The 13964-nt window shown below is 37.5% G+C and carries 13 protein-coding genes, 1 pseudogene and 1 other annotated feature; of the genes and pseudogenes, 5 read left to right on the top strand and 9 right to left on the bottom strand.

Features of this window, described 5'->3' with window-relative positions; all coding sequences use genetic code 11:
- Positions 1-273 precede the first annotated feature (273 nt).
- The gene (locus V1500_RS07490; RefSeq protein ID WP_409304948.1) at positions 274-624 is read right to left on the bottom strand and encodes a DUF3291 domain-containing protein; all 351 of its coding nucleotides are present in this window, start codon (positions 622-624) and stop codon (positions 274-276) included.
- Positions 625-1615: 991 nt separating this feature from the next.
- Between V1500_RS07490 and V1500_RS07485 the strand changes: the two genes are divergently transcribed.
- Together V1500_RS07485 and V1500_RS07480 are read left to right on the top strand one after the other, a co-directional pair.
- Entirely contained in the window at positions 1616-1807 is a 192-nt protein-coding gene (locus V1500_RS07485) for an aspartyl-phosphate phosphatase Spo0E family protein (RefSeq protein ID WP_409304947.1), read from the top strand.
- Positions 1808-1913: 106 nt separating this feature from the next.
- Positions 1914-2090: a DUF2187 family protein gene (locus V1500_RS07480; protein ID WP_409304946.1), complete on the top strand. Its 177-nt coding sequence runs from the start codon at positions 1914-1916 to the stop codon at positions 2088-2090.
- A 27-nt stretch (positions 2091-2117) separates the two neighbouring features.
- On the opposite strand, the gene V1500_RS07475 is transcribed toward V1500_RS07480, so the two are convergent.
- From V1500_RS07475 to V1500_RS07460, 4 genes are all read right to left on the bottom strand, one after another.
- Entirely contained in the window at positions 2118-2294 is a 177-nt protein-coding gene (locus tag V1500_RS07475; RefSeq protein WP_409304945.1) for a hypothetical protein, read from the bottom strand.
- A gap of 224 nt (positions 2295-2518) precedes the next feature.
- Positions 2519-3604: a hypothetical protein gene (locus tag V1500_RS07470; RefSeq protein ID WP_409304944.1), complete on the bottom strand. Its 1086-nt coding sequence runs from the start codon at positions 3602-3604 to the stop codon at positions 2519-2521.
- 541 nt (positions 3605-4145) lie between these two features.
- Positions 4146-5441: an IS110 family transposase gene (locus V1500_RS07465; RefSeq protein ID WP_409303922.1), complete on the bottom strand. Its 1296-nt coding sequence runs from the start codon at positions 5439-5441 to the stop codon at positions 4146-4148.
- Positions 5442-5947: 506 nt separating this feature from the next.
- On the bottom strand, positions 5948-6514 hold the full coding sequence (locus V1500_RS07460) for an MEDS domain-containing protein (protein ID WP_409304943.1): 567 nt from the start codon (positions 6512-6514) through the stop codon (positions 5948-5950).
- A gap of 261 nt (positions 6515-6775) precedes the next feature.
- On the opposite strand from V1500_RS07460, the gene V1500_RS07455 reads away from it, so the two are divergent.
- The 3 genes and pseudogenes from V1500_RS07455 to V1500_RS07445 form a co-directional block, all read left to right on the top strand.
- A complete protein-coding gene (locus V1500_RS07455) occupies positions 6776-7084 on the top strand; it encodes a hypothetical protein (protein ID WP_409304942.1) in 309 nt (102 codons plus the stop codon).
- A 528-nt stretch (positions 7085-7612) separates the two neighbouring features.
- Positions 7613-7851, top strand: a binding site (T-box leader).
- Positions 7852-7903: 52 nt separating this feature from the next.
- Positions 7904-9295 carry an asparagine--tRNA ligase gene (gene asnS, locus V1500_RS07450; protein WP_409304941.1) on the top strand — a complete coding sequence of 464 codons (1392 nt, stop codon included), beginning with the start codon at positions 7904-7906 and terminating at the stop codon, positions 9293-9295.
- Positions 9296-9496: 201 nt separating this feature from the next.
- Positions 9497-9668 (top strand): annotated as a pseudogene (locus tag V1500_RS07445) (aldehyde dehydrogenase family protein); the annotation flags it as partial.
- Positions 9669-9824: 156 nt separating this feature from the next.
- Here V1500_RS07445 and V1500_RS07440 read toward each other — a convergent pair.
- From V1500_RS07440 to V1500_RS07425, 4 genes are all read right to left on the bottom strand, one after another.
- Positions 9825-10016 carry a hypothetical protein gene (locus V1500_RS07440; protein ID WP_409304940.1) on the bottom strand — a complete coding sequence of 64 codons (192 nt, stop codon included), beginning with the start codon at positions 10014-10016 and terminating at the stop codon, positions 9825-9827.
- A gap of 1713 nt (positions 10017-11729) precedes the next feature.
- Positions 11730-12947: a cation:proton antiporter gene (locus V1500_RS07435; protein WP_409304939.1), complete on the bottom strand. Its 1218-nt coding sequence runs from the start codon at positions 12945-12947 to the stop codon at positions 11730-11732.
- Between the two features lie 4 nt (positions 12948-12951).
- On the bottom strand, positions 12952-13449 hold the full coding sequence (locus V1500_RS07430) for a cation:proton antiporter regulatory subunit (RefSeq protein ID WP_409304938.1): 498 nt from the start codon (positions 13447-13449) through the stop codon (positions 12952-12954).
- A gap of 54 nt (positions 13450-13503) precedes the next feature.
- Positions 13504-13692, bottom strand: a complete 189-nt coding sequence (locus V1500_RS07425; protein WP_409304937.1) for an AbrB/MazE/SpoVT family DNA-binding domain-containing protein — start codon at positions 13690-13692, stop codon at positions 13504-13506.
- Positions 13693-13964: the final 272 nt, after the last annotated feature.

Genomic DNA, 13964 nt, shown 5'->3' with positions numbered 1-13964 from the left:
ATTTTTGTCGTCCCTTCATTTGAGTACCTTCTAAAAAATTCCTTATATCTGTAATGTAAGGTATTTGGCTGATTTTATTCAGAGAAGGACTTTGTTTCGCAGTGTTGCTTTTTATCTTTAACAAAAAAATAGATCTTAGAAGATTTCTCTAAGGTCTTGGCCATTTGTTGAATAACGAGCTCCCTAAACTGCCCCGTTTGTTCAATAAGAGGAATTCAATAAAAAAGGCCGTAAATCCTTCTTGGATCAACGCCTCCACTAGTTGAATAAGAACTAGTCCTGCTTAACTAATTTTCTGCCATACTTATGATGCAATCGCTCCTTGCATTCATCCCAGGTAGGCTTATTACCTGCTTCCCAATTGATAAATTCTAATTCGTCTGCAATTTTTCTTGATACTTTCATTGCATTTATATGACTCCCTTTATTTCTGTACTCTTTCATAGTATTTTTATTCTCCCATATTGTTAGTGTCCAGTACGTATTCCAACCTTCATTATTCAACGAAGAATACAAAAGACCTTCGGATTTCCTAGCTTGACGATCCGATTTTAGAGTATGCCAAATAAAGAGAGGTAACTTTCTCTTGCCTTTTAAACGAAGCCTTGTAACTGAGACAAACATATTTTACTCCCTTCAATAAAGTATTTTTTTATAAATTATTCTGTTTTTGGGTTTGAAATTCCTTTGAGCTAACCTGCCCAGTTAGCTTAACAAGAACACCATAGCAAATATACTTGGAGCGACAAAAAGAAAAAGCCAACTAAATGCTGGCTCTGAACATAAAAATATTTATTTTTCTCCATACTTTCCTTGTCGAAGTGCTTTTCTATACTTACCTTCTTGTTCTTCCACTGCTATTGCTGCTTCTGGATTAATTCACTTAATAGAATAATATCTAGTACCTTCTATGTATCTATTTGAAAAAATTCCAGAGTATGTTCCCTCCATATCAGAATTCTTTGTTACCCGTCCAATTTCCTTGCTAGCTTCATTTTATAGATATACCCATCCCAAACTACAAAAGACAAAGCCCAATTTGCTGATGTTTTTCCTAATTTACCAATAGAACAACCCGATAAAAACAAAGATAAGAAGATAAACATAAAAGTTAAAATGAAATAATAAGGACGTAATTTCATTATAGAATCAGTAATGAAAGAAAATAGGGAGCCCCGTTAGCGGGCTACATTTTATTTTTGGTAACTTCTTCAAACGTTTTCTCTTCGCTTGTTCCAACGCTCATTTCTAATGTGTGTGTCAACCAATTCATTATCCGTTTTCATGTGCAATGCGTTCTAACCTTTTAATGATTCTTTCTGTTGGATTTTACGCAGCAGGAAACGGATTACTACTTGGGAAGAGGCTACGAGGGAATACGTTGGAATGCTACATAGGCTGTATGGATGGAATAAGGTGATACATTGCGAATTAGATAAACAGGAAAGGTATCCAATGAAGGTTAAGTTTTCGGATTGTGAATGTGCAGATGATAATGCGAAATGGTATAGATATGACAATTTTGTGTTATTTCTTACATTAATCCAAAAAAAAGCCATATTTTGTCGATAAAATGGTATTATGTTTTTATCCATAAATGTAAGGTGGGATCTATTTGGCTGAACCATTATTATGTGACATGATAAAGTCACGTAGAGAGCAAATGGTAGAACTAGGATTAAAAAAAGGATTTACTTCCCCTGAGACAGTTGAGTTAAGTCAGCAATTGGACTATTTACTGAACATTTATTTTAATTTAGAAACGTATTATAAGGATAAAGTAGCAACAAGCCACCAGACAATATGATTTGGTGGTATTTTTTGTTCGTATTGATATTTGTTGAGAGTCGTTTTATTGCTAACCTTTTGGGCAACATACTTAATATATGGTTAAGTAGAAGGAGAATTGTCATATGGCTGCACAAGCAAAAGCAGGAGACAAAATAAGGTTTAAAGGTAATATCGAGGGGCGAGTACGGAAAGTTAATGATAACTCTGTGATTGTAGATATTACTAAGAACGAGACGGATACAGTCTTTCAAGGAAATGTCACAGTAGTTAATCATAAGAATTATCACATTGTTAAGTAATAACCAACATACAGCAGGTTTGTTGTTTTAACTCCTCAAACTTAGTTGAGTTTTATTTTCGGTTATTTCAATAATTCGATCAAAAGTGTAGGTTTGAACAAGCACGCTTTTTGCGGATTCTCTATCATCTGCTTCTATTTTTAAAGTTGCCGCACTATCCTTAATAATAACCTTACAGCGAAATTTCTTTTTGCGTTTAGCCATTTATATACTTCCTTTCTATTTTTAACATTTCCTATGTGTCTATTATCGGAATAGTCATTATAGTGTTAAATATCAAATGAAATAATAAAAGACTCCCCGAAAAAGGAGAGTCTATACATTATTTCTACAGATTCAATGTATGAACCTTGGCATATGTGATAACAGTACAAAGTTATAATTACCCCTTATATGAAGTTAAAATGCAGGACAAACACCTTAAAGAATTAATTCTTAAAACGAACTACTGTGGAAAATCCAGTTTGTCCCTGATCTTGATTTGTTTGAGGAATTATCACCCCTAATAATTCAGCCTCACCCAGCTTGTTTATAATTCCTGTACACTTGACGTTCATGATAGGAGATTGCTCAAAGCCTCCTTTCGGCAGGAATGCTTCTGGAAATTCACATAGATATGCTTTTTGAGATTGACTATTTGTTGTAGTTTCTTGAAAAACACCTCTTATTGTTTCTTCAACATAATAGTCTAAAGAATAGAATTCTATTTCTGTCTCTAAGAAGTTTATAAGATTATTCTCAACAGCTTCACCAAACAAAAGAATAGAAAATCCCTGTGACCGGGCACCGCCATTTACGAAATTAAATGAGACGGTACACGGTTTATTAAGATCTTCTTCTATTGAAGCCTTCCATGAGAACATTGTCAGAAAAGGCAAGGTTGCTTCGGGATGTCTAAGAACATAGTCTTCTGTATACTTTAACTTAATCTCCAAATAATTTTCCCAGTCTTTGTTTCCATCGTTAACATCTTGATATCCTAAGAAACAATCCTCCATGTTGAATCCAAAGTACGCTGCAGATTCTTGGAGAATATCTTCTGGCCAAATTTCAGGAGATCTCCATATCTTTTTGAGATTTTTCGCCGAATAACCTTCTAATAATAACTCTTTCCAAAGAAGTGGATTCCCCTTTAATTTTTTTATTTTATATTCTGGCAAAGAGTCACTTAGGAAATCCGGCACGTTCCAATAATTATTTATTGTTTGTCCTTTATCAAATAAACACATATTAAGGGCATCACTGTCATGTACAAGAATAGTAACCGTACTGGCATCTAATTCACTAGAAATATCTTTTGCCAATTTATATAGTTGCTCTAAATCTTGGCTATCTAATTCTTGATCATAAATTGTAGACCAGATATTTGTACTTGGTTTAATTAAAATGACCCTATCTGCATCCTCGCCAGGAAGTGCCTCCTTATAGTCGGAAGAAAGTTTATTTAGAATGGCTTGCTTAATCTTAGAAAGATCATTCTCATACACTTGTATGTTAGTGAAAAATGAACCCATTTTATTTATCACTCCAATATTTTTTACATAACAGCACTATTAAACAAAATCGAGTAGACATTAATACATTTGGAACCATAACGCACAGCAGATTCCTGGATAAGCTCGCTTTATTCAACCAAACTCCCTCAATAAAGAAACAAAAATCTTCCGATTTCTCCAGTATTCTTAGGTTTTCATAGTTATCTACTTGTCGGTAATATTTTTGTAGTTGGGGATTTATCACTTAAAAGGATATAATTGGACCTCTAAAGGAAAAAGAGTTATAACCCACTAACCAACCAATTACATTTATTGGTTGATGATCCAAAATATGATTGCACTGGCGGATGTCCACATTTCTCATGGAGGTCAACCCTCCCATGCCTCACAGAGTCTTCGCTCTCAAATTCCTTCGTCCAACCTTTCCATGAGGTGGATGTCGGCCATGCTGCCCCACAGGGTCTTCGCCCTTAATTTAGTTGCTTTGCCGACTAATCCGTGCTTCAAATGTCCCCAAATCAATAAAACAACAACTACTATTTCCCTAACGAAAAAAGTCTTAAGCGGCCATTTCTGTCTTCTTGGATATTGACTGATGAGGGATGTCTTTTAACATCTTGTCTTCACTAAAATCAAATTGCTTTTTCCCTATTCCAAAGAAAATTCGGATCAATTTATTACACAATGCAATAAGGGACTGCATCTTCTTTAAAGGGTTATCAGGACGTTGCGTATAGTACACATGTAATGAATGAAACGCTGAGTTTTTGGCTACGAGAACCATACAAACCCGGAACAACAGGGCCCGGAGCTTTTTACGTCCCCTCTTTGTAATCGTCGTTTTCCCCTTGTGCTTACCAGAAGTATTTTCTTTTAAACTCAAGCCGGCCAGCTTGATAATCTGTCGGGGATGAGAGTATTCGCTAAGATCACCTACTTCGGCAAAGAAACCGGCGACCGTGTCCCTGCCAACACCCTTTATCGCCAACATTTGCGGTACACCCGGTATTTCCTCAAGTAAACTATCTATCTGTGCGTCCAATTCTTCGAATTTCACCTGTATTAACTCATATTTAGCCAGAAGCGTTTTCAGTTCCAGTTTTGCCATTTCAGAGCCTTGACGAAGTCCGATGGACTTCTTCGCAGCCTGCTTTAATTCCTGAATCTTATTCAGACCTACACTCCTGGTTACGGCTTTTCTAAGATGAGAAAGCAATTCTTCGTCGGAGAAATCAACTATCTCATGCGGTAACGCATCGAGCTTTAGGAATTGTAACGCTGCCTTGCCCTCCCACTTCTTAAAGACCGTCAGAAATTCAGGAAAGTACCGGTCAATCCAGTTATGAACCTGACCTTGGACTGTCTGAAGATCCTCTGTCAAAAGGTCCCGTATCTTCTTTGCCACCCGTAGTTCGGCATAAACTCCCTGTGGAATTGTAGGTTCTGCGAACCTCCCGTCTTTGACCAGCTGGGCAATGACTTTAGCGTCCTTCACGTCATTTTTAGTGGGAGAATTATCATCAAGCTCCTTGCTTTTCTTCACGTGCAAGGGATTCACAGCTACCAATTTTATTTCATTTTCTTTTAATATGTGAGCCAAATTGAACCAATAATGACCTGTAGGCTCCATCCCCACCATCACATGATCCATGCCTTGTTCTTTCTTGATTTCTAACATCCAATTAAGGAAATGCTCGAACCCTTGTCTTGTATTTTCAAAATAACAGGGCGATCCAAATTCCATTCCCCTAAAGTCCTGGGCACGTGCCACGTGCTTGAATTTTGCAATATCCACCCCTATAATCAAGGTTTGGGAAGTAATTTGAGCAATCTTCTTATTTTGGTTATAATTCATTGTAAAGCCTCCTGGTATATGAGATTTGTCCTTTCCGCTGGCCGAGCTTCAGGACCCTCTCATTCTACCAAGAGGTTATTTTTTTGTTCAAACTCCATTTTCATTCATTACAGGAATGCTGCCCCTTTAGCACAATAAGAAAAAAGCCGCAGAGAAACGGCTCCATTATTAGTGTTTCTAGATTCCAAATTCGTTTCATGTGTACTTCATTTTTGATTAGTGTTAATTGAAAAACATCAGGATTACTTAGATTCTTCCAACCGTCAAAACCAAAGTCATCATGATAATGATTTAGCAGAAGCTATATTATGTAACGATTAATGAGTTTTCTATTTTACTTTTATAAACATCATCCACGATATTTAATATTCGGTTAACTGCTTCATAACTAGACTGTCCCCCCTTCAAATTTCAAATGTTTATGTTCAAATATGTCTTCATGCCCTCAAGTTGCTATAAACATGTTTATGATGACCTTCAGCTAATCAAAAACCTGGCTGATACAGCTAATCCGCAATTTTGGAAGGGAACACAATTGTATCATCAGTTAGCATTACACTGTGACATCTAATTAACATTTCCTTTAAGCTATGAGGTGTTCGGTTAACATCATAAGCACAGACTGAAATTAATCCCTTTTCGTTAACGAACCGATCCACCTTTTTTTCATAATCTTCTATTTGTCGTATTATTTCATTATCATCTCCCCATTCCACTAGTCCCCAAGTCCATACAGGGACTTTGCTTTCCAAATGAGGTAAGATGTTTTGCTTAAAGTGAGCGAATATCCGTTGCGGTTCAAAACATTTATTCTCAAAATAAAAGTCATAATTGTTTATAAAATGAACTTTAGCGATTTCTCCTTGTTTCAGTTCTCTTTGTAACATTTTATTTATACTGATTAAATTCCTGTCGTTTTCAATAAGAATAATATGGGAACCAGATTTAACACCTGTAGTTATAAAAGTGACTACATTCTGAAGGTAATGGTCTATATTTTTAAAGTGATAAAATATATGTCCTTCATTATCTCGATATTTTTTTATCAAATCCAACAATAGTGTATTATCCACTTTTATATCTCCCTGCAATGAAAGTAAGTTAATGTTTAAATTATAACTTGTTCAAGCTACTTTGTAACTAACCTGCCCGTTAACGAAAGAAGCCTGGGGATTCTGTTCCCAGCTCTGTCTCTTTTACCTTATATTTGGCACTTATTACCACCGTTGTTTTTCTTACTATTGGTTATTTATAACTATAATATAAATGCTAGAATTGGAAACACAAACCCCATTCAGATCAGTACCTGGTGGTGGAAAAAAGGTGGAAATGGAATGCTCAACAAAGTTTGTTTACTATTAACCGCTTTCGCAATAACGTTCGCATTATATGGTTGCAGCGAAAAGGAGGAAAGCGTACAAACTACTGCGGAATTTTGGAATGGACTGGACAGGAACCAGAAGCATATATTGGTTTCAACTGAGTTACATTTGTTGAAAGCGAGTGGGTTCACCATATTGGTTGAGGAATATTACTTTATTGACCGGTTAGATTCGTACTATAATGACAATCAGCCCGGCCATTTGCCTGTGAAAGACGCATTGAAGAAAATAGGATTTTCTGCTGGGGTAATACAAACGTAGGAGGTTTTCTTCACGCCCAGCAAAACAAAAGCTACAAGTATGTAGCTCCCAGTTCTGTACTAAAGGGGTAGCGTTTTTATTCAACTAACCTGCCCCTTAGTTTAAGTGCATTGTTTCACAAACATATTCATATATCCAGAACTCTGCTCTAACTTTAATGATTCACTTAACTTTCCCTGCAACGTTACACTTAAATATTCTCCACCTATGCTCCTTTTAAAGATCCATATCCAAACGTTTTTCCTGTAACCATAATCGATTAAAAATTTTCATTACAATAGTTGCATCTTATATGTTTTTCAAGTTTTTGTATCAATTGCTTTTGAATTAACCTTTTGTCTATTGCTCTATCCAGTTTATTAGTAATTTTCACAACTTTACTATTTAATTTCTGTATCAATATTGATTCATTTAAGTTATGGTGTAGAAAAATAAAGATTCCATTGAATATATCTTAAGGGCAACTAGACAAAGGATTTTGTTTTGTGATAAATTATTACAATAAAAATTCATTTAAAACTACATATTTTTAAATCGATGAAGAGGAAAGTAATTTTTGCTGTATTCGATAGCGAGCCGGGGACGGTGGAAGCCTGGCGATGAAGCATGAATGAAGAACACCTTTGAGTTCTAACCGAAAGGGATATCTTAAGTAGGCTTAGACGTTACCAGCACGTTATTGACTGGGGTAAGCATATTAGCTTAAAAGTTGGTCATATTATTGACAATTTGGGTGGTACCGCGGAAGTTAGCCTTTCGTCCCTTTTTTGGGGATAGAAGGCTTTTTTATTGTGAAAAATTACCATATGGAGGTTAATTATGACAAAGACCGTAGTAAAAGATTTATACAGAAATCAAGAAAATTTTAAACACAAAACTGTTCAAATTTCAGGCTGGATCCGTACTCTTCGCGATTCCAAAACTATTGGCTTTATGGAGTTAAACGACGGAACATTCTTTAAGAGTGTACAAGTAGTTTTTGAGGATACCCTTGAAAACTTTAAAGAAATTACGAAGTTACCTATTAGCTCTTCTGTCTTAGTAGAAGGTGAATTTGTTCCAACTCCTGAAATGAAACAGCCTTTTGAAATTAAAGCGACAAAAATTGTTGTTGAAGGATTATCGGATGCAGATTATCCTTTACAAAAAAAGAGACATTCCCTTGAATATTTAAGAACAATCGCTCATTTACGTCCGAGAGCCAATACCTTCTCAGCCGTTTTCAGAGTAAGATCTCTAGCATCTTATGCCATTCATAAATTCTTTCAAGAAAAAGGATTTGTGTATGTGCATACACCGATTATTACCGGAAGCGATACGGAAGGCGCCGGGGAAATGTTCCGTGTGACATCAATGGATTTGAACCAGCTTCCAAAAACTCAAGACCAAAAAGTGGATGACAGTGCAGATTTCTTCGGCAAAGAAACCAACTTAACCGTTAGCGGTCAATTAAATGCGGAAGCCTTTGCTCTTGCTTTCCGTAATGTGTATACCTTTGGTCCGACCTTTAGAGCAGAAAATTCTAATACGGCACGACATGCCGCAGAATTCTGGATGATCGAGCCGGAAGTTGCCTTTGCAGAATTACCGGATATCATGGACCTCGGAGAAGAAATGGTCAAGTATGTCATTAATTACGTTTTTGAACATGCACCTGAAGAAATGGCCTTCTTTAATAGCTTTATTGATAAAACACTTATTGAAAGATTGAACAATGCGTTAGGATCCGATTTTGGAAGAGTTACTTATACCGAAGCTGTTGAATTATTAAAGAACTCCGGTAAGGAATTTGACTACCCTGTCGAATGGGGCACGGATTTGCAAACGGAGCATGAACGTTATCTTAGCGAGGAAATTTACAAGCGTCCTGTCTTCGTAACCGACTATCCGAAAGAAATTAAGGCATTTTATATGAGAGCGAATGAAGACGGCAAGACAGTAGCTGCGACTGACCTATTGGTTCCTGGTATTGGCGAGTTAATCGGGGGAAGCCAACGTGAGGAAAGAGAAGAAGTCCTTGTAAATAGAATTAAAGAACTTGATATGGCAGAAGAAGATTACTGGTGGTATCTCGAGCTTAGAAAATACGGTGGTACAAAGCATTCTGGCTATGGAATTGGATTTGAACGACTTGTCATGTATTTAACCGGAATGAAGAACATCCGCGATGTAATACCATTCCCTCGTACACCAGGAAATGCAGATTTTTAATTAAATAGGTGTGAAAATGAACACTAGGATGCTGCGGCATCCTATTTTTTCTTATGAAGCACTTTTCAATCGTGCTTCTGACTAGTTTTGGCCTTCATTCCTCTCATGGCACTTTACTTACAGCTTTAACAATCACTGCTTCCCGTTCCGTTACAAAAATAGCAAGAAGTTGAGCTCAGGTGCTAATCAAAATTCATTGCTACAGGTTCAACACCAGCAGGCCGTCATATTGGTCGTATTGCTGGTGTTTATTATAGCCATTAGGTGGAAATACTCCATTTGTTGTTCTAAAAGATGCAGATGTTAACTTAGATGTTAATGCTGCAATTTTCGGTAAATCCTTCATCAGTGGTACATCTGCATGATGATTAATTCTCAAAGCTGTTTATAACGCTTTTTTCACTGTTCGATCAAGTGTCCAGTCCTATAGTCCCCTTTTATTTTTTACATTTATTTAACGCCTTGGAGATGCCATTCATAATAAAATTACCTATTGAGTTGCCAGTCAACAGGTAAAAATCAATGGCAGTTATACAACGCTAATATAAACTCCAAGAACAAGTAAAGACAGGGTAATGATGACAGCGTAAATCAAGGTTAAATTGACGGTGTTTCTTTTTGTTGAACTCCTATAATTCTTATCACTTTCACCCATGATTGACAATGTTAATACGATCGATATGACCACAATGATAATTACCAATGCATACAGAATCTTCATGCTACACCTCTACAGCCGATTTCGTCAAAATGTTGATACAAATCACTTTCATAGGAATACATCTGTTAATTGATTCAATTATAAAAAAATTTCCCTGAAAAATCACCATCCAATCCATGCAGTATCAACTTTAACCCTTCTAATTGATCGTAGCTATAGATAACTTTATTAAAAATATACTGAGTAGTTTCGAATGCCAGTTCACAACATTAATCGGTTTGTTTGTCATATGCAGCATTCCAGCCATCAAAAGGATGGGTGGGTTGAGCAGGAGGCTCAGAAACAAGTGGATGATTGTTATTCTTGGATGATGCATTGACATTAAATTTCTATTATTATTGTTGTGGTAATCATATTAAATGAAATGTGTGCCTGTAAATAAAATCGCAACCAGACATTGATACTAAAGGAGTTGATATGATAGGACTTGGACAGTTGTTATATCGAGTGCAATTGCAGTTACATTAAAGTTTATGATGAGTCCCCCTATCGCTATTGTAGCATGGTACTTGAGTATATTTGCACTTCATCCAAAGCTCGTTTCAGATTCTACAACTTTAAAAGACGATTGTTGAAAAAGGAACCTGAAGTAGGTGAGTCCATTTTCCGAACGATGGTAAAGTTACAAGAACTGCAAAAGGAAAATCGGCGGCCGCGGTTAGAGTAATCCCTGCATCAATGGCTCCCCCTTCCTTCCTTTCTTTCACACTTCTATTCTGTTAGATGAGATTCAGATAGAAACGTTTCATTAGCGACGCCTAATGGTGCAATGAGGGTGAACTAAAGAAACATTCTCGCCACATTATTAGCCGTGTTCCTTATTCTTAATACTGAACCTTATTTAACAAACCTGCCTCTTTAAGACAGCAAGAAAAGCATGTCGGGATATCTTCTCGAAAATCATACCCGTAAGCAAGCCCTGTTAAAAAAGCAAGAATCATTTGATTAGCCATTCTTCTTCCGGTAACCTACTTAGTCAAATATGCAGGAATCTTTAGCAGTAATTCTTACACAGAAGTAAAATTAACAGCAAACAGCCTAAAAGTACTGTATTTTCAATTAAATTCATATGTGGATATAAATTCGGTAATGTAAAAACTACCAGGTTATACACATGAGAAATGGGTAAATATCTACTACAACAGGAGGTGCACATCTTGAGTCTTATAGAACAAATAAAAGAAGAAATGTTCCAAGAACACTTTCCTCATTTACTTGAAGTAGATACTGTTGAAGAAGATACAGACGAAGAGTAGTAAAACGTGAATCAATTAGTAGTAAAAAAGCCCTGTGAACGGGCTTATATTATTCCGTTGATGACGGATGTATATTAACATTAATTCTTCTTTTTGGTACACCATTTTATTCTGTTTTTATCGTAATAGTATATGGATACCATTTGTTGTGATGCATCAGTATCACTGATCAATACTGCGAAGTAACCGTCTTTCCGCTGGCCAGCTTCTGGACCCTCTCTTTCTACCCAGAGGGTTATTTTTTTGTTCAAACACCTATTTCAGTCATTATAGGAATTCTGCCCCATTTGTTTAATAAGAAAAATGTGCCGCCAATAGCAGGCAGCACACTAATAGATCAATACATTCTTATAATAAAAGTGGAATCATGTTACTAAATGTTCCAGCAATTAATGCATGTGTGGGGCCTAAAACTGGGTCCTATCATGCCTTTATGATTATGAATTTCATTCTTTTATTAAGATGATGAAGCGACTGACGATTTGTCTTTTTGCCATTTAAAGATTTTGTTAAGCACCTTGAATATACTCTTCGATTCCCGGGTCAGCAACGGTCCAAGTATCGCAAGAATCAATACATACAAGGCCGAGAACGGCTGCAGGACGGGAGAGAGGCCGCCTGCTATTCCGAGGTTAGCAACAATAATGGAAAACTCTCCGCGTGACACGATAGTCAACCCTATGTTGGCCGATGCTTTATGGGACAGCCCGGCCCGCCTGCCCGCTATCATGCCTGCTACAAAATTCCCGAAAATGGTAATAGCCACTGCCCCGAGAGCCATCCAAACGGCTCCCCCAAGTGAAAAAGGGTCGATCGTCAAACCGAAGCTGAAGAAGAAGATCGCTCCAAAGAAGTCCCTGAATGGAACGACCATATGCTCGATTCTTTCCCCTTGCTCCGTCTCGGAAAATACAAGCCCAAGCAGCAGGGCACCAATCGCTTCTGCGACGTGAATGGTTTCAGAAAAACCGGCGATAAAGAACAGGGTAGCGAAAATGACAATGATAAATACTTCATTGGATTTAATATTCAGGAGTTTATTCAAAATCGGGGTAGCCTTACGGGCAATGATAAAGAACAGCAGCATATACCCTAAAGCCGTCAATACAGATAACAGGGTTCCTACAAAAGAGGTGGTTCCTGACAGGACAAGTCCTGAAATGATTGATAGATACACAGCAAGGAAGATGTCCTCAAACATAATAATTCCAAGAATCAATTCCGTCTCCCTGTTCCCTGTCCTTCGAAGGTCAACCAGGACTTTCGCGACTATCGCACTGGACGAGATGGTAATAACACCTGCGATGATTAATATTTCCATCAAAGGGAATCCCATGACCCATGCATACAAAAACCCTAAGGAGAAATTGATGGCAATGTAAATGGAACCGCCAACAGCAATCGACTTACCGGACTTGATCAATTTTCCGATGGAAAACTCAAGACCTAAATAAAACAGCAGGAACAGGACACCAATCCGCCCCAAGAAATGAATGATTTCTGCACTCTCGATAAACTTTAAATCGATAATTCCGATTTTGGGTGCGTGAGGCCCAACCAGCATCCCTACAATGATCAGGAATGGAATGATGGAAAAATTCAATCTCCCCGCAATTAAGGCGGCCAGGGCCACCAATAAGAGGGCCGTTCCTACTTCAAATACTAAGTGATCCATGTTGTCATCCCCCTTCTCTTATCAGCAATTCACGGATTGCATTCTTCAGATTTTTTCTTTCTCCCGAAATGACGAGTGTATCGCCAGCTTCAATCGTGGTCTCTGGCCCTGGGTTTAGGACCTTTTTGTGATTCTTCTTAAGGACTGCGATGATCGTGATGTCGTATTTGCTGCGGACATCCAATTCCGCTATGGTTTTATCGACAGCCGGGACATTGGAAAGGACCTTGTACCATTCAATGACCAGGTCATCAAAGGCCATCTCCACTGTTTCCAGTGCTTTCGGCTTGTAAACCATGCCGCCGAGAATGCTCGCAATTCCTCTCGCTTCGGCGTCCGTAAAGGTGACCGTCGAAAGACTTTCTTCAAAGTCATCATCTTCATAATGGTGGATTTCCCTTCTGCCGTCGTCGTGAATGACAATCACAATCTTGTCGTCATTTGCAGTTACAATTTCAAATTTCCTGCCGATTCCCGGCAGTTCGCTTTCCCTGATATTCATTGCTTACTCCCCTTTACTGATTATTTCCTCTGATTTTTTTGCCTTTTTCATGACTTACTTAAACTTCTCATCGCTCACAATATCCTGTAAATTATGAAGTGATTGCAGGTCTGCCTTTGCTAGGATCACCACGCCATTCTCTTCGATGTACGCGACATGGTCACCCTCATGTACGTCTAAAACCGACCTTATATGTTTCGGAATCGTAACCTGCCCTTTGGACGTCACTTTTGAAAACTCCATTATGCATCACCTCACTATTCCTTACTTTCCTTACTTTCCTTACCTTCCTTACTTTTTAGTATAGAGAAAAAGCGATGGCTTATCAAAAATATGTACTTGTCACTTATTGCCACTGTCATTTCGCTGCTTTTCTTAATATCGGTTATTTGTAAGTATAATATCAATATTAGAATTGGTAACAAAAACTGCGATTCAGTCCAGCGTTTTACCAGGTGGTGAAAAAAAGGCGGCAATGGTGATCTTCAAAAAGTTTGTTTACTATTAATCGCTTC

The organism is Peribacillus sedimenti (genome assembly GCF_046237635.1).
GTDB lineage: Bacteria > Bacillota > Bacilli > Bacillales > DSM-1321 > Peribacillus > Peribacillus sedimenti.
This window is presented reverse-complemented; position numbering and strand designations above follow the sequence as displayed.